The 22,818-nt window shown below is 73.7% G+C and carries 25 protein-coding genes; 6 read left to right on the forward strand and 19 right to left on the reverse strand.

All coding sequences use genetic code 11. The features are described 5' to 3' along the window. Nucleotides 1-45 precede the first annotated feature (45 nt). Nucleotides 46-1,092: a M4 family metallopeptidase gene (locus ACIGW4_RS08305; protein ID WP_399579233.1), complete on the forward strand. Its 1,047-nt coding sequence runs from the start codon at nt 46-48 to the stop codon at nt 1,090-1,092. A gap of 20 nt (nt 1,093-1,112) precedes the next feature. Further along, entirely contained in the window at nt 1,113-1,367 is a 255-nt protein-coding gene (locus ACIGW4_RS08310) for a protealysin inhibitor emfourin (RefSeq protein ID WP_123452161.1), read from the forward strand. Nucleotides 1,368-1,416: 49 nt separating this feature from the next. Here ACIGW4_RS08310 and era read toward each other — a convergent pair whose 3' ends face one another. The 6 genes from era to ACIGW4_RS08340 all read right to left on the reverse strand — a co-directional run bounded on the left by era (nt 1,417) and on the right by ACIGW4_RS08340 (nt 6,981). Then, entirely contained in the window at nt 1,417-2,367 is a 951-nt protein-coding gene (era, locus tag ACIGW4_RS08315) for a GTPase Era (protein ID WP_123452163.1), read from the reverse strand. A 21-nt stretch (nt 2,368-2,388) separates the two neighbouring features. Then, on the reverse strand, nt 2,389-3,342 hold the full coding sequence (locus ACIGW4_RS08320; RefSeq protein WP_399579237.1) for a WxL protein peptidoglycan domain-containing protein: 954 nt from the start codon (nt 3,340-3,342) through the stop codon (nt 2,389-2,391). Nucleotides 3,343-3,408: 66 nt separating this feature from the next. Beyond that, nucleotides 3,409-4,743: a beta-xylosidase gene (locus ACIGW4_RS08325; protein WP_359587622.1), complete on the reverse strand. Its 1,335-nt coding sequence runs from the start codon at nt 4,741-4,743 to the stop codon at nt 3,409-3,411. Between the two features lie 226 nt (nt 4,744-4,969). Next, nucleotides 4,970-5,449, reverse strand: a complete 480-nt coding sequence (locus ACIGW4_RS08330; RefSeq protein ID WP_123452169.1) for a hypothetical protein — start codon at nt 5,447-5,449, stop codon at nt 4,970-4,972. 206 nt (nt 5,450-5,655) lie between these two features. Further along, entirely contained in the window at nt 5,656-6,018 is a 363-nt protein-coding gene (locus ACIGW4_RS08335) for a cytidine deaminase (protein ID WP_123452170.1), read from the reverse strand. 141 nt (nt 6,019-6,159) lie between these two features. After that, entirely contained in the window at nt 6,160-6,981 is an 822-nt protein-coding gene (locus ACIGW4_RS08340; protein WP_123457320.1) for a helix-turn-helix transcriptional regulator, read from the reverse strand. 168 nt (nt 6,982-7,149) lie between these two features. Here ACIGW4_RS08340 and ACIGW4_RS08345 point away from each other — a divergent pair, with 168 nt between their 5' ends. Beyond that, nucleotides 7,150-8,580, forward strand: a complete 1,431-nt coding sequence (locus tag ACIGW4_RS08345) for an MFS transporter (protein WP_398708778.1) — start codon at nt 7,150-7,152, stop codon at nt 8,578-8,580. A gap of 22 nt (nt 8,581-8,602) precedes the next feature. Here the strand turns inward: ACIGW4_RS08345 and ACIGW4_RS08350 are convergent, their stop codons facing one another. From ACIGW4_RS08350 to ACIGW4_RS08370, 5 genes are all read right to left on the reverse strand, one after another. Continuing rightward, nucleotides 8,603-8,956, reverse strand: coding sequence for an MmcQ/YjbR family DNA-binding protein (locus ACIGW4_RS08350; protein ID WP_123452174.1), 354 nt, complete (start codon nt 8,954-8,956; stop codon nt 8,603-8,605). Beyond that, complete coding sequence (locus ACIGW4_RS08355; RefSeq protein WP_123452176.1) at nt 8,953-10,248, reverse strand: hemolysin family protein; 1,296 nt, start codon at nt 10,246-10,248, stop codon at nt 8,953-8,955. The genes ACIGW4_RS08350 and ACIGW4_RS08355 overlap by 4 nt, the downstream gene beginning before the upstream one ends. 5 nt (nt 10,249-10,253) lie before the next feature. Continuing rightward, complete coding sequence (gene ybeY, locus ACIGW4_RS08360; RefSeq protein ID WP_041129173.1) at nt 10,254-10,751, reverse strand: rRNA maturation RNase YbeY; 498 nt, start codon at nt 10,749-10,751, stop codon at nt 10,254-10,256. A gap of 12 nt (nt 10,752-10,763) precedes the next feature. Next, nucleotides 10,764-11,801, reverse strand: a complete 1,038-nt coding sequence (locus ACIGW4_RS08365) for a PhoH family protein (RefSeq protein ID WP_123452178.1) — start codon at nt 11,799-11,801, stop codon at nt 10,764-10,766. 106 nt (nt 11,802-11,907) lie between these two features. Continuing rightward, nucleotides 11,908-13,026 carry a carbohydrate kinase family protein gene (locus tag ACIGW4_RS08370; protein ID WP_123452180.1) on the reverse strand — a complete coding sequence of 373 codons (1,119 nt, stop codon included), beginning with the start codon at nt 13,024-13,026 and terminating at the stop codon, nt 11,908-11,910. A gap of 260 nt (nt 13,027-13,286) precedes the next feature. Between ACIGW4_RS08370 and ACIGW4_RS08375 the strand changes: the two genes are divergently transcribed. After that, nucleotides 13,287-14,774, forward strand: coding sequence for an MFS transporter (locus tag ACIGW4_RS08375; protein ID WP_399579245.1), 1,488 nt, complete (start codon nt 13,287-13,289; stop codon nt 14,772-14,774). A 4-nt stretch (nt 14,775-14,778) separates the two neighbouring features. On the opposite strand, the gene ACIGW4_RS08380 is transcribed toward ACIGW4_RS08375, so the two are convergent. Then, on the reverse strand, nt 14,779-15,210 hold the full coding sequence (locus ACIGW4_RS08380; RefSeq protein ID WP_398708774.1) for an RICIN domain-containing protein: 432 nt from the start codon (nt 15,208-15,210) through the stop codon (nt 14,779-14,781). Between ACIGW4_RS08380 and ACIGW4_RS08385 the strand changes: the two genes are divergently transcribed. Beyond that, entirely contained in the window at nt 15,200-15,601 is a 402-nt protein-coding gene (locus tag ACIGW4_RS08385; RefSeq protein WP_398708772.1) for a hypothetical protein, read from the forward strand. The genes ACIGW4_RS08380 and ACIGW4_RS08385 overlap by 11 nt on opposite strands. A gap of 177 nt (nt 15,602-15,778) precedes the next feature. Here ACIGW4_RS08385 and ACIGW4_RS08390 read toward each other — a convergent pair whose 3' ends face one another. The 5 genes from ACIGW4_RS08390 to ACIGW4_RS08410 form a co-directional block, all read right to left on the reverse strand. Beyond that, complete coding sequence (locus ACIGW4_RS08390) at nt 15,779-16,774, reverse strand: adenosine deaminase (protein WP_123452188.1); 996 nt, start codon at nt 16,772-16,774, stop codon at nt 15,779-15,781. Between the two features lie 2 nt (nt 16,775-16,776). Beyond that, nucleotides 16,777-17,682, reverse strand: a complete 906-nt coding sequence (locus ACIGW4_RS08395; RefSeq protein WP_359587616.1) for a ribonuclease Z — start codon at nt 17,680-17,682, stop codon at nt 16,777-16,779. Between the two features lie 3 nt (nt 17,683-17,685). Beyond that, nucleotides 17,686-18,045, reverse strand: a complete 360-nt coding sequence (locus tag ACIGW4_RS08400; RefSeq protein WP_123452192.1) for a histidine triad nucleotide-binding protein — start codon at nt 18,043-18,045, stop codon at nt 17,686-17,688. A gap of 124 nt (nt 18,046-18,169) precedes the next feature. After that, nucleotides 18,170-19,267 (reverse strand): tetratricopeptide repeat protein, encoded by a 1,098-nt coding sequence (locus ACIGW4_RS08405; protein ID WP_398708769.1) that lies wholly within the window; start codon nt 19,265-19,267, stop codon nt 18,170-18,172. Beyond that, the gene (locus ACIGW4_RS08410) at nt 19,264-20,559 is read right to left on the reverse strand and encodes an AAA family ATPase (protein ID WP_399579249.1); all 1,296 of its coding nucleotides are present in this window, start codon (nt 20,557-20,559) and stop codon (nt 19,264-19,266) included. Before ACIGW4_RS08410 ends, ACIGW4_RS08405 begins: the two co-directional genes overlap by 4 nt. A 68-nt stretch (nt 20,560-20,627) precedes the next feature. On the opposite strand from ACIGW4_RS08410, the gene ACIGW4_RS08415 reads away from it, so the two are divergent. Beyond that, entirely contained in the window at nt 20,628-20,978 is a 351-nt protein-coding gene (locus ACIGW4_RS08415; RefSeq protein WP_123452198.1) for a hypothetical protein, read from the forward strand. On the opposite strand, the gene ACIGW4_RS08420 is transcribed toward ACIGW4_RS08415, so the two are convergent. Both ACIGW4_RS08420 and ACIGW4_RS08425 read right to left on the reverse strand, forming a co-directional pair. After that, nucleotides 20,975-21,718, reverse strand: a complete 744-nt coding sequence (locus tag ACIGW4_RS08420; protein ID WP_123452199.1) for a 16S rRNA (uracil(1498)-N(3))-methyltransferase — start codon at nt 21,716-21,718, stop codon at nt 20,975-20,977. The two genes, ACIGW4_RS08415 and ACIGW4_RS08420, sit on opposite strands and share 4 nt — an antisense overlap. Next, nucleotides 21,715-22,806 carry a nitronate monooxygenase gene (locus tag ACIGW4_RS08425; protein ID WP_399579252.1) on the reverse strand — a complete coding sequence of 364 codons (1,092 nt, stop codon included), beginning with the start codon at nt 22,804-22,806 and terminating at the stop codon, nt 21,715-21,717. Before ACIGW4_RS08425 ends, ACIGW4_RS08420 begins: the two co-directional genes overlap by 4 nt. Nucleotides 22,807-22,818: the final 12 nt, after the last annotated feature.

Raw genomic sequence — 22,818 nt, forward strand, 5'->3', positions numbered from 1 at the left:
GTCTCATCCCGTGACAGTGAGATCACACAGTGCCACATTCGAGAGATGACTCAGCACCCGCCCGCCTTCTGCACGATCGTCCCGCCGCACATCCTGGAGCGGCTCGCGGAATCCGACGACCCGGCGATCTCCGAGGCCGCCCGGCGCACGCTCCTGGTGGACACGGCGCAGCGCACGGCGCGCGCGCAGGGCCCGGCCGCCCCCGCGGACGCCGGGCCCGCCGACCGGCCGAAGCGCACCGTCTACGACGCCGGTCACCGCACGGAGCTGCCCGGCGCCCAGGTGCGCGGCGAGGGGGACGCCGCGGTGCGGGACGCCACCGTGAACCGCGCCTACGCCGGTCTCGGCGCGACCTTCGACCTCTTCGCGAAGGCCTACGGCCACCGCTCGATCGACGGCGCGGGCATGCCGCTCCTCGCGAGCGTCCACTTCGACGAGAAGTACGACAACGCCTTCTGGAACGGCGAGCAGATGGTGTTCGGCGACGGCGACGGCGAGCTGTTCCTCGACTTCACGCTCCCCGTCGACGTCATCGGCCACGAGCTGGCGCACGGCTTCACCCAGCACACCGCCGACCTCGCCTACTACGGCCAGTCCGGGGCGCTCAACGAGTCGGTCTCCGACGTCTTCGGCTCGCTCGTGAAGCAGTACGCGCTGGGTCAGACCGCCGCCCAGGCCGACTGGCTGATCGGCGCCGGGCTCCTCGGCCCCGCCGTCGACAACGGCGTCGCGCTGCGCTCCATGAAGGAGCCCGGCACGGCCTACGACGACGACGTCCTCGGCAAGGACCCGCAGCCGGCCACCATGGCCGACTACGTGCGCACCAGCTCCGACAACGGCGGCGTGCACATCAACTCCGGCATCCCCAACCACGCCTTCTACCTGCTGGCCACCGAGCTCGGCGGGAACGCCTGGGAGCGGGCCGGACAGATCTGGTACGACGTGATGACCGGCGGCACGCTGACCGGGGAGGCCCGCTTCTCGGAGTTCGCGCGGGCCACCGTGGCGGCGGCGCGGGCGCGGTACGGCGACGGGGAGGAGATCCAGGCCGTCCTGAAGGCCTGGACGGCGGTGGGGGTGCCCGCCGAGTGACCGGCTGGTAGACAGGGCCCATGCGGATTCGAGTGCGACGCACGGGCGGTTTCGCGGGCATCGAGCGGTCGGCGGAGGTGGAGGTCTCGGGACCCGAGTGGGAGTCCCTCGTCGCCGCCGCCGTCGCGGACGGCGACGACGGTCGCGGCCGGGGCGTGCCGGACGGCTTCTCGTACGAGATCACCGTCGACGGCCGCACGGTCCACTGCCGCGACCCGCACCTCACGGACGCCCAGAGGACCCTCGTCACGAGGGTCCTCAAGGAAGGGGCGTGAGCCCTGGGGGGCCTGGGGGGTGTCCTCCGGCCGGAGGGTGGCGGGACCCCTAGAAGCCCAGCTTCCGCAGCTGCTTGGGGTCCCGCTGCCAGTCCTTCGCGACCTTCACGTGGAGGTCGAGGAAGACCGGGGTGCCGAGGAGCGCCTCGATGTGCTTGCGGGACTTCATGCCGACCTCCTTGAGGCGGCTGCCCTTGGGGCCGATGATGATGCCCTTCTGGCTGGGGCGCTCGATGTACACGTTCGCGTGGATGTCGAGCAGCGGCCGGTCCGCCGGGCGGTTCTCGCGCGGGATCATCTCCTCGACGACCACCGCGATCGAGTGCGGCAGCTCGTCCCGTACGCCTTCGAGCGCGGCCTCGCGGATCAGCTCCGCGACCATGACCTGCTCCGGCTCGTCCGTGAGGTCGCCCTCCGGGTAGAGCGGCGGGGACTCCGGCAGGAGCGGGATGAGCAGGTCCGCGACGAGCTGGACCTGCTTGTCGCCGACGGCCGAGACGGGGACGATCTGCGCCCACTCGATGCCCAGCTCGCGCCCGAGCTGGTCGATGGCGATGAGCTGCTCGGCGAGGGTCTTGGAGTCCACCAGGTCGGTCTTGGTGACGATCGCGACCTTGGGGGTCTTCTTGATCTCGGCGAGCTCCTTGGCGATGAAGCGGTCGCCGGGGCCGAGCTTCTGGTCGGCGGGCAGGCAGAAGCCGATGACGTCGACCTCGGCCCAGGTGGTGCGCACGACGTCGTTGAGCCGCTCGCCGAGGAGGGTGCGCGGCTTGTGGAGGCCGGGGGTGTCGACCAGGATCAGCTGTGCGTCCGGGCGGTGCACGATGCCGCGCACGGTGTGCCGGGTGGTCTGCGGCCGGTTCGAGGTGATGGCCACCTTCTGGCCGACCAGAGCGTTCGTGAGGGTGGACTTGCCCGCGTTGGGGCGGCCGACGAAGCAGGCGAAGCCGGCCCGGTGGACGGCTTCGGTTTCTTGGTTGCGAGCGCTCATGGGGGCCATTGTCCCCGATGAGCGCCCGCGTCACGCACTCAGTGCCCGGCGGCGCCGTATCCGCAGCCCGTACAGCCCGGCCGCGCCGCCCACGACGAGGACCGCGGCGGCGAACCAGGGCAGGGCCAGGAAGGACACGGTGCCGGTCTCCTTCACGTCCTTCGCGGTGGCGGTGAGGGTCACGTCGCCCCAGTCGAGCTGCGGGGAGCCGGTCCAGCGCGCGGTGAGCCGGATCTTCTGCCGGGGCAGCAGCTCGGCGGGGACCCCGGTCAGGTCGCGGTCGAGGAGGGTGCGGCCGAAGAGGCCCCGGGCCTTCAGGACGACCTTGGGGTCGAGGGTGACGTTGCCCCGGTTGTGCAGGGTGTACGAGACGAGGGCGCTGCTCGTACGGGTGCCGGGGACCAGCGGCCGGTCCTGGTCGAGGGTGACGTCCTCGACGGCGAGGGCGGGGACGGTCGGCCCGTTGACCCGGAGGTAGACGCGGGCGCCGACCGCGCGCTGGACGCCGACGGCGACGGAGCCCTCGCCGCCCCGGGCGATCCGCTCGTCGAGGGCGACGAGGGCCCCGGGGTGGTCGCCGGGGTCGGCGTCGGCGGGCACGGTCAGGGTGTAGGGGACGGTGACGGCGGAGCGGGCCGGGACGGTGATCCGGGTCCGCTCGGGCTTGATCCAGGCTCCGGCGCCGGTCTGCTTCTCCCGCTGGGTGCGGACGGCGAAGCCGCCGTCCCGGTCGGTGTTGTAGGCGTCGGCGCCGTACAGCCGGAAGGTGAGCGGGGCGGACGTCTTGTTGGCCACGGTGACGCGGTCGGTGAGCGTGGTGCCGGGATCGGCGGAGTGGTAGAAGTACGGGCGGCCGCCGAGCCGGGAGGCGGCCGGGTAGACGGCCCACTCGCCGTTCTCGGCGGCCCGGGCGCCCGGCGCGGGGCCGAGCAGCACGGCGAGGGCGCTCAGGGTGCTCAGGAGGAGTGCGGAGAGCTTGCGCACGGGTGCGGACCCCCGGGGTGCGGATCGGGGCGGGCCGGCCGGGTGCGCGCCCGGCCCGCGGGACGGTCAGGACAGGGTCAGCGTGAGCACGCCCGCGTACGAGCCGGGCGCGGTGAACGCCGGGACGTCGAGGGAGAGCTGCGCGTCGACGGTGAACTCGCCGCCCGTGAGGGTGCCGTTCGGGGTGGAGGCGAGGGTCGCGCCGCCGCTGCCGACCGGGCCCGCCGAGCCGGCCGCGCAGGCGCTGGGGCTGCCGGCCTTGGCGGTGCAGGCGGGGGTCCAGCTGAGCTTGTCGCCGCCGATGGCGCCGCCGGGGCCGGTGAAGTCGGTGACCTTGCCCGTCAGGGACCAGCCGGCGGGGCCGCCGCGGAAGTCCTTGACGGTCACCGTCTGCAGGGCTCCGGTGGCCGCGCCGCCCGCGCCGAAGTCGACGGAGGACAGCTGGACGGCGTCCCCGGCCTGCGTCATGGACAGCTCGCCCGCGTTGACGGCCGCCGTGATCGTCTGGCTGTTCGGCGGGGCCGGGACGATCACCTTGTACGCGACGGGTCCGGCGCCCTTCTCGGGGTCCCAGGCCGAGCCCTCGTACGCCACGATCCCGGTGGTCGCCGGGTCGTTGACCTTCAGGCGCGCGGCGAAGCCGCCCTCGCCGTCGGTCGTGACGGTCATCCTGTCGGCGGTCTCCGCCGCTCCGGCGCGGCCGGCGACGGTGACCTCGGTGAGCGGGGTGAACTTGGAGCCGGTGACGGTGACCCGGACGCCGGGGTCGCCGGAGGCGTTGTCGAGCTGGAGCGCGCGGAGGTTGGGGCTGGTCACGGGGCTCGCGACGACCGTCTCGGAGACCGGGGCGGGCGGGTTGAGCACCGTACAGGGGGTGTCCAGCTCCATGAGGTAGCTGGTGTGGATGTTGTAGTCGCCGGGCGAGAGGGTGATCGACCCGGCCTCGGTGGCGGTGAAGGTGCCCGTCATCGAGAAGGCCGGGAAGGAGCCCTTGCCGGGGACCGGCGGGTTCTTCTTGGGGCCGGTGACGGTGACCGTGCCGGTCTGGGCGCCGCCGAGGACCACCTTGCCGCTGGGCGTCATGATGTCGGCCGGGAGCGCGAGGTCGACGGGGTTGGACGCGGCGGGCTTGGTGACGGTGTAGGTCACGGTCACGGTCTCGCCGACCTTGGGGCTGGGCTTGTCGACCGTGATCCGGGCGGTGGTGGTGCCCTCGATGGGCGGGATGCCGGCGATCGGCGGCGGGACGCAGCGGGTCTGGAAGTCCACCGTCTGCGAGGTGGTCGTCGCGCCGGCCGGGGCGGCGAGCGCGCCCGTGCCGGCGACCGCGAGGGCGGTGACGCCGAGGACGGCGGTCCAGCGCCGTCTTCGGGTCACCGCCCGGGATCGGGTGAATGCCATGGTGTGCCCCCTCCTGAGGGATGAGTGGGCGCCATTGACGGCTGCGGGCGGAGAGAAGTCAATGGAATCGAAACACATCGACTGATGACCCATCAGATACTGTCAAGATCGGCGGATTTCCGCCGTTTTCGCAGGTCACGACGGAGGTCGCGACAGAGGTCACACCGCAGGTCACGACAGAGACCGGTGCCGCGAAAGGCGACACCGGTCCGGGTGGGGACGGGGCTCAGCTGAAGACGAACGGGCCCGGCGACTGCGAGGTCACCGCGTCACAGTTCACCGTGACCCCGAAGATCACCATCTTGAGGGCGACCCCCGCGAAGTACGAGTTGAGGCTGTCACCCGAGGCCACGGTCCCGCTCAGCGGGCCCATGACGACGGACTGTCCGGCGGCGCGTGCCGGGTTCTTCTTCCCGGTGAAGACCCGGGTGCCGCCGCCGGCCTTGGCCATCGTCAGGGTCGAGCTGATCGTGTCGGCGCCGACCGCGATCGGCGTCGTGACGGAGGAACTGATGGTGATGGTCGCGGCGGTGCCGCTCTGCGTGGCCGTGAGGGTGGCGGCGCCACCGCCCCAGCTGCCGCAGTCGTACGTCGCCGTCGCCGAGCCCGGGGAGACGGCGCCGGCCGTCGGGGCGAAGGCGAGTCCGGCGGCGGCGAGCGCCCCGGTGAGGACCGCGACGGTCCCTAAGGTGCTTCTGCTTCTCATGGTGGGTTCGAACCCCTTCCGATGCCGAACGCAGGGGTGCGGACACTGCGTGAACGATGGAGATCTGACGGTCCGTCGGACGAACCGCTGTCATTGACGCGCAGACGGCACGGGAAGGCAAGAGAAGACGCGGTGATCCTTCACAAACACACAAAGACGCGGGGGCCCGGCGTTCCGCCCGGCCCCCGCTGCCCTGACCGGCTTCCTCAGCCCGCCGTGACCGCCGCGCGCAGCTTGCCGTCGGGGCCCGCGAGCAGCACCGGGGTCTCCGGGCCGCCCAGGTCCCGTACGGCCGCGCGGTCCTCCTCCGAGGCGGCCTCGGCGTTCGACACCACGGCCGCCGCCTCCAGGGACTCGGCGCCGCTGGCCACGGCCATCGCGACCGCGGTCCGCAGGGCGCTCAGCTTGAGCGACTCCAGCTCCACGGTGCCGGCCACATAGGTGCGGCCCGTCTCGTCGCGCACGGCCGCGCCCTCGGGGACGCCGTTACGGGCGCGGGCGCTCCGCGCAAGGGTGATGATCTTGAGGTCCTCGGCGCCGAGGTCGCCGTGCTCGCTGCTGAGTGTCATGGACCGAGCATAGGTCGGGGCCCGGGGCGCGCCCGGTCCGGTCTCAGCCCGTGATCGCCCCGGGTCTCAGCCCGCGACCCGCCCGGCCGGCGGACCAGGGCCGGCGACCGGTCCGGGTCCGCCCGCGACCGGGGCCGGGTGTCAGCCCGCGACCGGGTACATCGCCCCGCGGCGCCCCTCCGGCGACACCAGCCACTCCAGCTTCTCGGCCGTGTCGGCCTCCGGGAGCGGGGTGTGCATCACGATCACCAGGTCCGGGCGGGCCGGGACCCTGAGCTGGGTGGCCTCGACGACCAGCGTGCCGACCAGCGGGTGCTCCATCTCCTTGCGGTTCTGGCCGCCCGGCAGGATGTCCCGCCGCTCCCACAGCTCCGCGAACTCCGGGCTGAGCTCCTTGGCCTCCTCGACCACCGCCCGGAAGCCCTCGTCGTCCGGGCACTCGGAGCACGCCGAGCGGAACTGCGCGACGATCTTCGGTGCCAGCTCCTCCCAGCGCTTCGACCGCGAGCGGTACAGCGGGTCCGTGAAGAACGCGATCAGGCAGTTCTGCACGATCTCCTTGCGCATCCCGAGCACGATCGCCGCCGCGTCGTTCCACATCACGGTGTTCCAGTACTGGTCCATGATGTGCGCCGGGAACGGCATCCACGCGTCGATGAGCCGCCGCAGGCCGTGGCACATGTCCAGGTCCTCCGGGGCCGCCTCCAGCGGCGGCGGGTTCAGCGCCGCCAGGACGTACAGATGGCGCCGCTCGGCCGGGCTCAGCCGCAGCACCCGCGCCACCGAGTCGAGGACCTGCGGGGAGACCGTGATGTCCCGGCCCTGCTCCAGCCACTGGTACCAGGAGACCCCGACGCCCGCGAGGACCGCGACCTCCTCGCGGCGCAGGCCCGGGGTGCGGCGGCGCGCGCCGCCGTCCGGGAGGCCCGCCTCGGCCGGGCTGACCCGGGCCCGACGGCTCATCAGGAACTCGCGCAGTTCGCCGAGTCGGTGCTGCTTCGCGCCGGCACTCTCGAGAGCGGTGGCCACGTGTGCTTCCTCCCCCTGGACGCATGGTGGATGCCTGGTGGTACGACCAACAGGATAAGTACCCGCTCCCCGGCGTTGTTCCCGCCCGCCGAAGGTGGGGGCATGGCAACGACGACCACCCCGCCCGATTCCCCCGCCTCCGCCTCCCCGGCCTCGCCCTCCACCGCCCCGGCCGCTCCCCCGGCCCTCACCGGCCGCGACCGGCTCGTCCTCTTCGTGCTGTGCGCCGCCCAGTTCATGGTGGCGCTCGACTTCTCCGTCCTGAACGTCGCGCTGCCCGTCCTCGGCGCCGACCTGCGCTTCGACCCGTCCGCCCTCCAGTGGGCGGTCACCGCCTTCGCCCTGCCCTCCGGCGGCTTCCTGCTGCTCTTCGGCCGGATCGGCGACCTCTTCGGCCGCAAGAAGCTCTTCCTCTCCGGCCTCGTGCTCTTCGGCGCGGCCTCCCTGCTCGCCACCCTCGCCTGGAGCCCCGGCGCCTTCCTCGCCGGCCGGGCCCTCCAGGGCCTGGGCGCGGCGGCGATCGTGCCGACCGGCATGGCGCTGCTCACCACCGTCTTCCCCGAGGGCCCGCTGCGGGCCAGGGCCCTCGGCATCTCCGGCACCCTGATGTCCCTCGGCTTCACCATCGGCATGGTGCTCGGCGGCGTCATGACCGACACCCTCGGCTGGCGCTCCACGATGGCCCTGCTCGCCGTCTTCACGCTGATCGTGCTGCCGCTCGCCCCGGGCCTGCTGCCCGAGTCCCGCACCCCCGAGCGGCCCCGCCTCGACGTGCCCGGCGCGATGACCGTCACCGGCGGTCTGCTCTCCCTGATCTACGCCCTGACGACGGCGGCCGAGCGCGGCTTCGGCGGCGTGGACGTCCCCGTCGCCCTCGCCCTGGGCGTGCTGCTGCTCGTGGCCTTCGGCGTGATCGAGTCCCGGCACCCGGCCCCGCTGGTCTCGCTGCCGGTGCTGCGCCGCCGTACCGTCGCCTTCGGCAACCTGGGCGGTCTGGTCACCTTCTCGATGATGTCGACGATCGTCTTCGTCCTGACCCTGTACCTGCAGGGGACCCTGGGCCTCTCGGCCTTCGCCTCCGGCATCGTCTTCGGCGTCCAGGGCGCGGTCTCGGTCGTCGCCGGCATGTTCACCCCGAGGGTGATCGGCCGGTTCGGCGCCCAGCGCACCCTGGTGGTCTCGCTGCTCGGCCAGGGCCTGCTCACCGCCGCGATCCTCGGCGTCGGCCGGGAGTCCGGCGCGGTCCTGGCGACCGTGGCCGTCTCCCTGGCGTCGATGCTGCACCTCGGCGCGATCATCTCGTACGGCGTGACCGTCACCTCCGGCGTCCGCGACGAGGAGCAGGGGCTGGCGACCGGTCTGGTCACCACCACCCAGCAGGTCGGTCTCACCGTCGGCATCCCGCTGCTCGGGGTGCTCGCCACCACCGGCTCGGACCTCTTCGCCGGTGTCCGCACGGTCATCGCCCTGGACGCGGCGATCGTGCTGGGCGCGGCGGCCGTGGTCGCCCTCGGCCTGCGGCGCCGGTCCTGAGGCCTCCGGCACCGCCTGTGGGTCAGGGCCTGTCGAGGCGGAGTCGTACGGCCTTCGGCAGACCCGCGACCACCAGGTCGTACGAGTCCTCGACGAGCTCCCGGACCATCCGGTCCGGGAGCTCTCCGACGGTCACGGTGTTCCAGTGCCGCTTGTTCATGTGGTACCCGGGAGCGATCGCCGGGTGCTCCCGGCGGAGCCGTACCGCCTCGTCCGGGTCGCACTTGAGGTTGACCCGCAGCGGCTCGGCGTCGAGCCACGAGAGCGCGAACATCTTCCCGGCGACCTTGAAGACGGAGACCTCCGGGCTGAAGGGGAACTCCTCCGTCGCGTCGTTGAAGTCCAGGCAGAAGGTTCGCAGCTCGTCGGGGGTCACTCCGGCTTCTCCTCCGGTTCCAGCGGTTCCACGAGCACGGTGACGATCTTGTTCCGGCGGCCGGCGGAAGCCTCGGCCGTCAGCCGCAGCGAGCGTCCGTCCGGCAGCTCCACGGCCGCCCTGGCGCCCGAGATCGGGACCCGGCCGAGGGCCTTGGCGAGCAGACCGCCGACGGTCTCCACGTCCTCGTCGTCGTACTCGTCGGGGCCGAAGCCGTACAGCTCGCCGAGGTCGCCGACGTCGAGGCGGGCGGTGACCCGGTAGCGGTCCTCACCGAGCTCCTCGACGGGCGGCAGCTCCCGGTCGTACTCGTCGGTGATCTCGCCGACGATCTCCTCCAGGATGTCCTCGATGGTGACGATGCCCGCCGTGCCGCCGTACTCGTCGATGACGACGGCGACGTGGTTGCGCTCCTGCTGCATCTCGCGCAGCAGGTCGCCGGCGTTCTTGGTGTCGGGCACGAAGGCGGCGGGCCGCATCGCGGTGGACACCAGGTCGGCCTCGGAGTCCCGGTTGATGTGGGTCCGGCGGACCAGGTCCTTCAGGTAGACGATGCCGACGATGTCGTCCTCGTTCTCGCCGGTGACCGGTATCCGGGAGAAACCGGAGCGCAGCGCGAGGGTGAGGGCCTGACGGATCGTCTTGTACCGCTCGATGCAGATGAGATCGGTCCGGGGCACCATCACCTCGCGGACGAGGGTGTCGCCCAGCTCGAAGACCGAGTGCACCATCCGGCGCTCCTCGTCCTCGATCAGCGACTCCTGCTCGGCGAGGTCGACCATGGCCCGCAGCTCGGCCTCGGAGGCGAAGGGGCCCTTGCGGAAGCCCTTGCCCGGGGTCAGCGCGTTGCCGATGAGGATGAGCAGCTGCGGGATCGGACCCATGATCCGGGCCAGCGGCAGCAGCACGTACGCGGCGGCGGTCGCCGTGTTCAGCGGGTGCTGGCGGCCGATGGTGCGCGGCGAGACGCCGACGGCCACGTACGAGACGAGGACCATCACGACGATGGCGACGAGGAGCGCCTCCCAGGTCTCCGGGAAGGCCTCCAGGCAGGCGTACGTGACGAGGACGCCGGCCGCCATCTCGCAGGCGACGCGGACGAGCAGCGCCACGTTGAGATAGCGGGTCGGGTCGGCGGCGACCTGGGCGAGCTTCTCCGAGCCGCGCCGCCCGGACCGGACGGCCTCGGCGGCGCGGAAGCTGGAGACGCGGGCGAGACCGGCCTCGGCGCAGGCGGCGAGCCAGGCGACGACGACCAGCGCGACCGCGCCGAGGATCAGCGAAGCGTCCATCGGGGTCAGGAGACGGTCGGCGCCGGGGACGGGCCGGTGAGCCCCTTCTCCGCGCGCCAGCCGTCGACGATCGCCGCCTGGAGGCCGAACATCTCGGCCTTCTCGTCCGGCTCCTCGTGGTCGTACCCGAGCAGGTGCAGCACGCCGTGGACGGTGAGGAGCTGGAGCTCCTCGTCCATGGAGTGCTGCGTCGGCGCGTCCTTGCCCTGCTGGGTGGCGACCTCGGGGCAGAGCACGATGTCGCCGAGGAGGCCCTGCGGGGGCTCCTCGTCGTCCTTCGACGGCGGGCGCAGCTCGTCCATCGGGAAGGACATGACGTCCGTCGGTCCGGGCAGGTCCATCCACTGGATGTGGAGCTGCTCCATCGCCTCCGCGTCCACGACGATCACCGAGAGTTCGGAGAGCGGGTGGATGCGCATGCGCGCGAGCGCGTAGCGGGCGATGTCGAGGATCGCCTGCTCGTCGACCTCGGTGCCGGACTCGTTGTTGACGTCGATCGACATGTGCTGTTTCTGCTACTTCCCGTTGCGGCTGTCGTACTGCTCGTACGCGTCGACGATACGGCCGACGAGCTTGTGCCGGACGACATCCTGCGACGTGAGCGTCGAGAAGTGCACGTCCTGGACCCCGTCGAGGATGTCCCGGACCTGCCGCAGACCGCTCTTCGTGCCGTTCGGCAGGTCGACCTGGGTGACGTCACCGGTGATGACGATCTTCGAGTCGAAGCCGAGGCGGGTGAGGAACATCTTCATCTGCTCGGGGTTCGTGTTCTGCGCCTCGTCGAGGATGATGAACGCGTCGTTCAGCGTCCGTCCGCGCATGTACGCCAGCGGCGCGACCTCGATCGTCCCGTTCGCCATCAGCTTGGGGATGGAGTCCGGGTCGAGCATGTCGTGCAGGGCGTCGTAGAGCGGCCGCAGGTACGGGTCGATCTTCTCGTAGAGCGTGCCGGGCAGGAAGCCGAGGCGCTCGCCCGCCTCGACGGCGGGGCGGGTCAGGATGATCCGGGTGACCTGCTTGGACTGCAGGGCCTGGACCGCCTTCGCCATGGCGAGGTAGGTCTTGCCGGTGCCGGCGGGGCCGATGCCGAAGACGATCGTGTGCTTGTCGATCGCGTCGACGTACCGCTTCTGGTTGAGCGTCTTGGGGCGGATCGTGCGTCCCCGGCTGGAGAGGATGTTCTGCGTGAGGACCTCGGCGGGGGTCTCCTCGCCGGCCTCCGCCGATCCGTTCCCGCTCGCCCTGAGCATGGCGATCGAGCGTTCCACTGCGTCCTCCGTCATCGGCTGACCGGTGCGGAGCACCAGCATCATCTCGTCGAACAGGCGCTGGATCAGGGCGACTTCCGTCGCGTCTCCGACCGCGCTGACCTGGTTGCCCCGCACGTGGATGTCGGTCGCCGGGAACGACCGCTCGATCACGCGGAGCAGCGAGTCACCGGATCCGAGGACGGTCACCATGGGGTGCTTCGCGGGGACGGTGAAGTGGGCGCGGGCCTGTCCGGGCGCCTCCTCGCGGGGCGCTCCGTCGTGGGCTGTGGGTGTGTGAGTCATGGGCCGGCACTGTGGCCTGCGCATACCTCCCGTTGCGGGGTCCTCGCCGCTCGACGACCTCTCGGCTACCAAGCCTACGACCAGGTACCGACAAGCCCGTAGCGGTTTACGGGTGGGCCGCCCTGAACCCGATCGTGGGCACGGCCCTGCGCAGCGGCCACGCGCGGGCGGGGGCGGGCAGGAGCCGCTCCAGGAAGGCGTAGCGGCTGCGCAGCGCCTCGGGGTCCTGCCGGGCGTGGCCCTGGACGTGCTGCCACCAGGCGGCGATCTCGCCCCAGGTCGGGGCGGACAGCGAGCCGCCGAACTCCTGCACCGACAGGGCCGCGGTCAGGCCGGCGAAGGCGAGCCGGTCGGCGAGCGGCCAGTCGGCGAGGGTGCCGGTGACGAAACCGGCGACGAAGACGTCCCCCGCGCCGGTCGGGTCGAGGGCGGAGACCTGGATGGCGGGGACCTCGGCGGTCTCGCCGGTGGCGCCGTCCACGGCGTAGGCGCCCTCGGCGCCGAGGGTGACCACGGCGTAGCGGACCTTGTCGGCGAGGGCGCGGGCGGCGGCCCGGGGGCATTCGGTGCGGGTGTAGCGCATCGCCTCGGCGGCGTTGGGCAGGAAGGCCTCGCAGTGCTGGAGGTCGGTGAGGCCGGCCAGGTCCCATCGGCCGGTGTCGTCCCAGCCGACGTCGGCGAAGACCTTGGCGCCGCCGCGGGCGGCCTGGGCGACCCAGTCCTCGGAGCGGCCGGGCACGAGGGAGGCGACGGCGGCGCGCGCGTGCGGCGGGTAGGCGGGCAGGGCGCCGTCGAGCGGCGGGGCCTCGTGGCCGTGGGAGACCATCGTCCGCTCGCCCTCGTAGGCCATGGAGACGGTGACGGGCGAGTGCCAGCCGGGCACGGTCCGGGAGAGCGACAGGTCGATCCCCTCGCCCTGCTCCAGGGCGTCCCAGCAGTACTCGCCGTAGTGGTCGTCGCCGAAGGCGGCGGCGAGCGAGGTGCGGAGTCCGAGCCGGGCGAGGGCAGTGGCCATGTTGGCGACGCCGCCCGGGCTCGACCCCATCCCCCGGGCCCAGGACTCGGTGCCGCGGACGGGGGCGCTGTCCAGGCCGGTGAAGATGATGTCCAGGAAGACGGTGCCGGTCAGGAAGACGTCGCAGGCCGGGTCGGTGGGCTCGCGCAGGCACACCAACGGGTCGACCCCTGCGTCGTGTTGCGGCTGCTCTCCCCTTGCTGTGGTCACGGCAGACTCCCCGGTCGCGGTGCGGATCAGATCAGTGTGCCTGATGGGGATGGGGGGACGGGCGGGGCGCACAGAAATACGCCCTCTTACCCCCGTCGCCGCCCGCCAAACCGTTGGTGACCCGGATCACACGCCGAACCGGCGGAAACCACCTTCTCCGGCCGCCCGCCCGCTTGATACACATGGTCCGCGACCCCCGTGCCCCGCGCACGCCCCGGGCGCTCCACCCCTCCCCTCCCTTTCCGTTCCTGGGAACGCCCATGTCCTCGCGGACCCGCGGCGGGGCCCTCGCCGCCCTCGTCGCCCTCTTCACCGCCGGCTACCTCGCCCCGTACCTGCTGCCGACCGTCGTCGGCCGCCTCTCCGCCGGGCTCGGCCTCACGCCCGCCCAGGCGGGCCTGGTCGGCTCCGTCCTCCTCCTCGGCTCCTCGACCGCCGGCTTCGCGCTCGCCGCGCGCGGGGAGCGGATCGCGCCGCGCCGCGCCGCCCGCGCCGGACTGCTCGCGATGGCCGTCGGATACGGCTCCGCCGCCGCGACCGGCCTCGTGCCGCTGGTGGTCGCGGGCGCGGTCCTCGGCGGCCTCGGCTCGGGCACGGCGACGGCGGTGGCCGTGGCGGGGATCGCCGGGCAGCGCGACCCGCACCGCGCCTCGACCCTCGGCCTGCTCTCCGTCTCGGCGACGGCGGGCGCCCTCTACCTGACCCTTCCGCACCTGGGCGGCGGCCACGCCGCCCCGCTCCTCGCGATCGCCTGCGCGTCGACCCTGGCGTGGCCGGCCACGGGCCGACTGCCGGACGCCGGGCGCGCGGTGCGGAAGCGGTCGACGGCCGTGCGCGCGGTGCGGGAGCCGTCGGCGGCCGCGCACGCGGTGCGGGAGTCCTCGGCGGCCGCGCGCACAGCGCAGGAAGCGTCGGCGGCCACGCGCGCGGTACGGGAGTCCTCGGCGGCCGCCGCGGTCTCCGGCAGGGGGCCCGGGGACACGGCGGTCCCGGGGCCCCTCCCCTGCCGGCGGGCCGGTGCCGTGCTCGCCGGAGGCATCCTGTGCTGGTCCCTCGCGCAGAACGCCCTGTGGGGCGTGAGCGGGCGCATCGGACTCACCCAGGCCGGCCTCTCCGAGGTCACCGTCGGCGCGGTCTTCGCGGCGGCGCTCGGCGCGGGCCTCGTCGGCGTCACGGCGGCGGGCGCGCTCGGCTCGCGCCTGGGCCGGGCGGTCCCGATCGGCGCGGGCACGGTGGTCATCGCGGGCTGTGTGTGGCTGAGTTCGTCCGCCGAGGACCTCGCCGGCTTCGCGACCGGCGAGATCCTGTGGAACACCGTCTACCCGGTCGTCCTGTCCTACCTCCTGGGCCTCGCCGCCTCCCTCGACCCGCGCGGCCGCTGGGCCGTCATGGTCGGCTCGGCCTCCTCCCTCGGCGTGGCCTGCGGCCCGGTGACCGGCTCCCTGCTCTCCGACCGCGCGGGCTATCCGGGCATGGGCCTGGTCCTCTGCGCCCTGCTCCTGCTGGTCGCCGCCCCCATGACGGCGGTCGCCCGGCACGCCTCCGGCCGCCCCCTGGTCCCGGGCTCGATCCGCCGCCGCGGCGGGGCGCCCGCGGCGGTGCTCGCGGGGCGGGGGCCGGGGACGGCGACCCTGGTCCCGCAGGTGGGCGCGCCGGAGCAGGAGGTCGCCCCGGTCGCGGTCCCGGCGGGGCGCCGCCGCATGGCGAAGTCGACGTTCCGCCTGGCCCGCCCGTCGGACCGGGGCTGAGGGCTCACTCCTGGCCGAACCGCCAGAGGCGGTCGGCACGCGGACCGCAGGGGGCCTGGTCGACGGGCGCGGTCTCGTAGGCGGCCGCGCCGGGAACGGCGAGGCAGAGCCCGCTGTTGGCGTTGACGATCCGGTAGAGCGGACGCCCGCCGCCGTCCCGCTTCTGGTACTCGACCCGCCAGAAGTGGTCGGGGTGGTCGCCGCAGGGGAACTGGTTGACGCGCACCGCCGCGTCCTTGCTCGCGGCCGGCACGGCCGCGCAGTAGCCGCTGTTGCCGTTCACGATCCGGTAGCGGGTCCGGCCCGCGCCGTCCGCGCCCGCGGCCCTCAGGCGCCAGAAGTGGTCGGCGTACGGGCCGCAGCCGAACTGGTTCAGGTCGACGACCTCGGTCGACGCGCCGGGCACCGCGAGGCACAGGCCGCTGTTGCCGTTCACGATCCGCACGAGCGAACCCACGGGAGGCGCCACGGCGCCGTCGGCGTCCTGCCGGGCGGTCGGGGCCGGCGGGGCGGGCGCCTCGGACCGCCGGGCGGGCGGGGTCGTCGCCGGGGCCCTGGTGGGAGCCCGGCCCGGCGACGGCACGGAGGCGGGCGGCGAGGAGACCGACGGCGAGGAGCTCGGCGACGCCGGAGCCGAGGGCGTCGCGGAGGCCGACGGGGCGGCCGGGGCGGTGCTCGTGGCGGACGGGGCCGCGGGAGGCGCGCCCTGGGCGGGTGGCGCGCCCGCGCCGCCCGCGCGCTGCGTCTGCGCCAGGACCGTCGCGAGGACGCCGATCAGCGGCACCACGACCCCGACCACCCACCAGGCCCACCGGGGCGGCTGGTAGGGGGGCCGGCCGACGGCCGGGCCCGGTTCCGTGCTCGTGGAGTCCCCCGTGGGACCGGACGCGTCCGACACCTGCTGCTCCCCCCGCGACGACCGCCGGCGGCCAGTATCGCCGCGCGGGGTGCCCACGGGGCCGGTACGGCGGAAACCGGGGGACGGGTACGGCGGAAAACCGCCGCTACGCGCCGAACTCGTACGCCTCCACCTCGGCGAGGTACCGCGCCCGCCGCGCCTCGTCGTCCTCCAGGAACGACGCCCGGAAGGAGTTCCGCGCCAGCTCGCGGAGCTGCTCCGGCGCCAGGCCCAGCGCGTCGCGGATCCCGTCGAAGTTGTCGCCCGCGTACCCCCCGAAGTAGGCGGGGTCGTCGGAGTTGACGGTGACGAGCAGCCCCGCCGCCATCATCGCGGGGAGCGGATGGTCGGCGAGGGTGTCGACGACGCGGAGCCGGACGTTCGAGAAGGGGCACACCGTCAGCGGGATCCGCTCGCGGGCCAGCCGGTCGACGAGCTCCGGGTCCTCCATGCAGCGCAGCCCGTGGTCGATCCGCTCCACGCCGAGCACGTCGAGCGCCTCGCGGACGTAGGCCGCCGGGCCCTCCTCGCCCGCGTGGGCGACGCGGCGCAGGCCGAGCCGGGCGGCCTCCTCGTACACCTCGCGGAACTTGGCCGGCGGGTGGCCGACCTCCGCCGAGTCCAGGCCCACCCCGGTGATCCGGTGCAGGTACGGCTTCGCGGCGTCCAGGGTCGCGAGCGCCGACTCGGCCGACTCGTCGCGCAGGAAGCAGAGGATGAGCCGGGTGGAGATCCCGTACCGCTCCTCGGCACGGTCGAGGGAGGCGCCGAGGCCCTCGATCACGGTGCCGATCGGGACGCCGCGGGCGGTGTGCGCCTGCGGGTCGAAGAAGATCTCGGCGTGCCGGACGCCCTGGGCGGCGGCCCGCTCCAGGTAGGCGTCGGCGAGCTCGGTGAAGTCCTCGGCGGTGCGCAGGACCGCCATCAGGTTGTAGTAGAGGTCCAGGAAGGACTGGAGGTCGCCGAAGCTGTACGCCGCGCGGAGGGCGTCGGTGTCCGCGTACGGCAGGGTGACGCCGTTGCGGGCCGCGAGCGCGAAGGCGAGCTCGGGTTCGAGGGTGCCCTCGATGTGGAGGTGCAGTTCTGCCTTGGGTACGGGCATGGTCACGTTCGTTTCGGTACGGGGACCCTCATGAGGTCCTGGGCAATGCTCAGCTCGCCGTCGAACCCGGCCGCCCGCGCCTGCCGTTCGAAGGCGGCGGGGTCGGAGTAGCGCTGCGAGAAGTGGGTCAGGACGAGGTGCCGGACGCCCGCGTCGCGTGCGACGGCGGCGGCCTGTCCGGCCGTCAGATGGCCGTGGTCGGTGGCGAGCCGGACGTCCTCGTCGAGGAAGGTCGACTCGATGACGAGCATGTCGGCGCCCTCGGCGAGGGCGTGCACCCCGTCGCAGAGCCGGGTGTCCATGACGAAGGCGAAGCGCTGCCCGCGCCGGACCTCGCTGACCTCGTCGAGGGAGACGCCGTTCAGTCCGCCCTCGCGCTGGATCCGGCCGACGTCGGGGCCCTTGATGCCGTGCGCGGCGAGCTTCTCGGGCAGGAGGCGGCGCCCGTCGGGCTCGGTGATCCGGTAGCCGTAGGACTCGACGGGGTGGGAGAGCCGGCGGGCGTCCAGGGTGAAGGACTCGGTGACGGCGAGCGGCCCGTCGGCGGCGACGGGCGACTCGGTCAGCTTCACGGTCTCGCGGTAGGCCGTGGCGTACCGCAGCCGCTCGAAGAAGTGCTGCCCGCTCGCCGGGTAGTGGGCGGTGACCGGGTGGGGGACCTGGTCGAGGTTGATCCGCTGGATCACCCCGGCCAGGCCGAGCGAGTGGTCGCCGTGGAAGTGCGTGACGCAGATCCGGTCGAGGTCGTGCGCGGCGACCCCGGCCCGCAGCATCTGGCGCTGGGTGCCCTCGCCCGGGTCGAAGAGGATGCCCCTGCCGTCCCAGCGCAGCACGTAGCCGTTGTGGTTGCGGTGCCGGGTCGGGACCTGGCTCGCGGTCCCGAGGACGACCAGTTCGCGTACGGACACGGGTTATCCGGGGGGCCAATTGAGGCCGCGGCCGCCGAGGACGTGCGCGTGGGCGTGGAAGACGGTCTGGCCGGCGCCGGCACCGGTGTTGAAGACGATCCGGAAGCCGCTGCCGTCGATCTTCTCCTGCGCGGCGACCTCGCCCGCCTCGCGCAGTATGTCGGCGGCGACGGCCGGCTCGGCGGCGGCCAGCGAGGCGGCGTCGGGGTGGTGCAGGCGCGGGATCACGAGGACGTGCGTGGGCGCCTGCGGGTTGATGTCGCGGAACGCGACGGTGGTCTCCGTCTCGCGCACGATCGTCGCCGGCACCTCCCCTGACACGATCTTGCAGAACAGGCAGTCGCTCTGCGGCTCTCCGGCCATGTCCCGGACCTCCTCGGTCTGATGCCGACCACTGACCATGTGCCGGCCGTGCCTTGACGATCAACTACCCGGTCATGCTATCCGTCGCCTCCGACAGTCGGGGGGAAGGCCCCGGCCGGGGGCGTCAGTCCTTCGGCGCGCGGCGGTTGAGCGCCGAGCGGCTCACCCAGTACGTGACGATCACGCCCCAGAACAGGAGCGTGCCGGCCCCGCCCATCACGCCCGAGTCGAAGGACCACAGGGCGAGCGAGACGAGCGAGTAGAGGCCGAGGAGCCCGACGGCCCCCGCCATGAACAGCACGGGCCGGCAGCCGCGGGCCACGAGGAGCAGGGGCCGGCGCAGCCGGGGCGGCACCCGGCGGGCCATCCACACCCCCCACCCCGCCCAGGCGCCGAGGATCACGGCCGCGCCGACCAGGAGCGGCACGGCCGCGACGACCCAGGTCGCGCCGTCGGGGATCGCGGCGTCGGCGACGGCGGAGGCCAGGAAGCCGACGAGGGCGACCCAGCGGGCCCCGGCGGCGGTGTTCCAGGCCATGGCCTCCAGGTTGTAGCGGGCCTTGCGGTCCTGGAGGTCGAGCGCGGCGGAGGCGACGAAGCCCTCGGCGGCCTGCGTCCAGGCCCCGCGCCGGAACCAGCGGCGCCGCAGCCGCAGCAGCGAGAGGTTGTTGTGGGCCTCGCTGCTCTGCGGGTTGAGCCGCAGGGTCGTCTCGTACGCCCGCTGCGCGGTGGCGTGGTCGCCGCGCCGCTGGGCGGTGAGGCCGACCAGGAAGTGGGCCGCGTCCTCCTCGGGCGCGAGGCCCACGGCGGTCCGCGCCGCCTCGTACGCCTCGACGGTACGCGCGGGCGTGCGCGCGTGTTCGGCGTGCTCGGCGAGGGCGGTGCCGAGCGCGTAGTGGGTTCCCCAGTACTGCGGGGCGAGTTCGACGGCGTGCCGGGCGGTGGCCTCCGCCTCCTGGAACCGCCGGTCGGCGAGGAGGACGTGGACCCGCATCAGCCAGCCCCCGAGCAGCTCGGGCTCGATCCGCAGCGCCTGGTCGACGGCGGTGAGGGCGGCGGACCGGTCGCCGGCCCGGTGGTGGCAGCGGGCGAGCAGGACGAGCGCCTCGGCGTCCTCCGGTTCGCTCGCCAGGTGCCGGGCGACGAGCTCGCCGGCCTGCGCGTACCGTCCGGTCTCGTAGAGCGCCTCGGCGCGGGCGAGCGCGGTGGAGGGGGCGGTCACAGCTTGCGCTTCCGCTTGAGGTGGGCGAGGAGGTCGTCGTACAGGCCGCCCTCGTTGGCGAACATGGCGACGTTCCGGGCGGCGGCGAACCACGGCTCCGTGGACGGCTTGATCTGCCTGGCCGCGCCGAGCAGGTCCTTGGTGGTGATCAGGCGCACGGAGCCGGTGCGGGCGGAGTCGAGGAGCGCGGCCTCGGCGGCCGTCTCGCAGACGTGGGCGAGGTCCGCGCCGGAGAAGTCCTCGGTGGCCTTGACGAGCTTGCCGAGGTCGACGGCCTCGATGGGACGCTCCCGCAGGTGGTAGCGGAGGATCGCCTCCCGGGCGGCGGCGTCCGGCGGCAGCACGAGCAGCGTGCGGTCGAGGCGGCCCGGGCGGCGCAGCGCGATGTCCACGTCCCAGGGCACGTTGGTGGCGGCGAGGACGAAGACGCCCTCGTTGCCGGCGCCGCTCGCGATGCCGTCGAGCTCGGTGAGGAGCTGGTTGACGACGTTGCGCAGGCCGCTGTGGTGGGTGCGCGAACGCTTGGCGCCGAGGGCGTCCAGCTCGTCGAGGAAGACGACGCAGGGCGCCTGGCGGCGGGCGGTCTCGAAGATGTCGTGGACGTTCTTCTCGGAGGCCCCGATCCACATGTCGAGGACGTCGGAGAGCGAGACGGTGAGGAAGTTGGCGCCGAGCTCGCCCGCGACGGCCCGCGCGATGAACGTCTTGCCGCAGCCGGGCGGGCCGTAGAGGAGGAGGCCGCCGCGCAGCGACTTGCCGTACAGCCTGCGCAGTTCGGGGTTGCGCATGGGCGCGAGGAAGGCGGCCTCCAGACGCTCCTTGACCTCGTCCATGCCGCCGACGTCGGCGAGGCGTACGGTGCCGGGGGCGTCGACGTCCCAGGCGGCGGCGTCCCCGGCGGTCCCGGCGGCGCCGTCGGCCTGCGGGGCGTCCAGGAACCGGGGCCCGACGAGGTCCTGGACCTGCTGCTCGGCGGCGTCCCAGTCGAAGGAGGGGGCGGCCGGGGGCTGCGCGGGCTCTTCGCGTACGGGCGCGACCGGCACCTCGGGCGCCGACACGGCCGGTGCCTCGGGCGCGGGCGCCGCCGGCATCCCCATCGCCCGGACCATCAGCGCACGGGCGTCCGCGTCACCGGGCGCGTGCTGGAGCGCGACGGCCGCCTCCGCGACGGCCTCGTCGTTGCGACCCGCCGCGAGGAGGAGCTCGGCGAAGTGGAGGCGCAGGGGGACGTCACCGGGGGCGGCGGCCACGGCGGCGCGCAGACTGCGGATGAGGGGGGACTCGTCGGCCATGGGGTCAGCCTAGAAAGGTCACCCCGCCCCCCGTCCAGCGGGTGGCCCGCCCTCGTAGGCTGCGGTCCATGAGACGTGCTCGCGCACCGCGCCGGCTGACGGTGGACGGCCGGGTCTGGCTGTGGAACGTCGGCCACACCCATCCCGGTTGCCGCACCTACGTCACGCTGCGCCGGGCCGAAGCCCGCAACGCCCTGCTCCGGCTGGTGTTCGAGAGCGGTCCGGGCCGCGTCACGGCGGGTTTCCCGTACGGCGCGGGCGAGGTGGCCGCCGCCGGCGGGCACCTCAACCTGAACGAGCCGGGCGTGGTCCGCCGACTCCTCGACCTGGCGACGGCCCGAGGCCTCCTCCCGTACGAGAACGGCGTACGAGAAGTGGACGCCTGGCCGCTCTTCGACGCCTTGACGGGGACGGACTAGCTCCAGCGGCCGGTGCGCCCCAGGACCAGGGCGGTCGCCGCCGTGCCGGCCGTGGAGGTGCGCAGGACGCTGCGGCCGAGGCGGTACGGCTTCGCCCCGGCGGCCTCGAAGGCGGCGAGCTCGTCCGGGGAGACCCCGCCCTCGGGGCCGACGACGAGCACGATCGAGCCCTTCGCAGGGAGTTCGGCGGTGGCGAGTGTCCCGCTGGGGTGGTCGCGGTCCTCGTGCAGGACGGCCGCGAAGTCGGCCTCCGCGAGGAGGGCGGCGACCTGCTTGGTCGTCATGAGGTCGGCGACCTCGGGGAAACGGGTCCGACGCGACTGCTTGCCGGCCTCGCGCGCGGTGGACCGCCACTTGGCGAGCGCCTTGAGGCCCCGGTCGCCCTTCCACTGGGTGATGCAGCGGGAGGCGGCCCACGGCACGATCCCGTCCACGCCGGTCTCCGTCATGGTCTCGACGGCGAGTTCGCCCCGGTCGCCCTTGGGAAGGGCCTGGACGACCGTGACGCGCGGCTCCTCCTCGGGGTCCTCGTGGACCTCGTCGACCCGCACGGTGAGCTCGTCCTTGCCCTCGGCGGAGACCACCACGCACTCGGCCCAGCGGCCCCGCCCGTCGGCGAGGACCAGCTCCTCCCCGGCGCGCAGCCGCTTCACGGAGACGGCGTGCCGCCCCTCGGGTCCGTCCAGGAGGAAACTCCCGGCACCGGGGACGGTGTCGACGACGAAGACGGGTGCGGTCATGAGGCGCTCCTGGGGACGAGCCCGGAAAGGTCGGAGAGGGCGGTGTCGAGTTCGGCGGCCAGCACCTCGACCAGCTGCCCGGCGGGGAGTTCCCGGGCGAGGCGGTGGCCCTGACCGGCCCACAGGGCCATGCCCTGGGCGTCGCCGGCGGCGGCCGCGGCCTTGCGGAGCGGGGCGGTGAGGTGGTGGATCTCGGGGTAGGCGGCGGGGGCGTACGGGCCGTGCTCGCGCATGAAGCGGTTGACGAGGCCGCGCGCCGGGCGCCCGGAGAAGGCCCTGGTGAGGGCGGTCCGGGTGAACAGCGGGTCCGTCAGGGCCTGCTTGTGCAGCGGGTGGGCGCCCGACTCGGGGCAGGGGAGGAAGGCGGTGCCGAGCTGGGCCGCGTCGGCCCCGGCGGCGAGGACGGCGGCGATCTGCGCGCCGCGCATGATGCCGCCGGTGGCGACGATCGGCAGCGCGACGGCCTCCCGGACCTGGGTGACGAGGGTGAGGAGCCCGGTGCCGGGGGCGTCCTCGTCGGCCGGGTCGTCGCGGTGCGTGCCCTGGTGACCGCCGGCCTCGACGCCCTGGACGCAGACGGCGTCGGCGCCGGCCTGCTGCGCGGCGAGGGCCTCGTCGGCGGAGGTGACGGTGACGATCGTGTACGTGCCGACGCGGTCGAAGGCGTGGAAGGTCTCCTGCGCGGGGCAGCCGAAGGTGAAGGAGACGACGGGGACCGGGTCCTCCAGGAGGATGGCCAGCTTGGCGTCGTAGGCGTCGTCGCGGGAGTCGTCGGTCTCACCGAGCGGGGTGTCGTACCAGGTGGCCTCGCCCGCGAGCTGGTGCCGGTAGACCTCGACGGCGGCGGGGTCGGCGGGCCGCCCGTCCTGCGGCATGAAGAGGTTGACCCCGAAGGGGCGCGCGGTGAGCCCGCGCACCCGTTTGACCTCCTGGTACAGGCCTCCGGCCGTCTTGTACCCGGCGGCGAGGAAACCGAGCGCCCCGGCCTCGCAGACGGCTCCGACGAGCTCGGGACAGGAGGCGCCACCCGCCATGGGGGCCTGCACGATCGGAAACCGAGAGAGATCGTTCAGTGCGGTGGTGGACATATGGGCATCGTG

This window comes from Streptomyces sp. NPDC053513, from assembly GCF_044544765.1.
Lineage (GTDB): Bacteria > Actinomycetota > Actinomycetes > Streptomycetales > Streptomycetaceae > Streptomyces > Streptomyces litmocidini.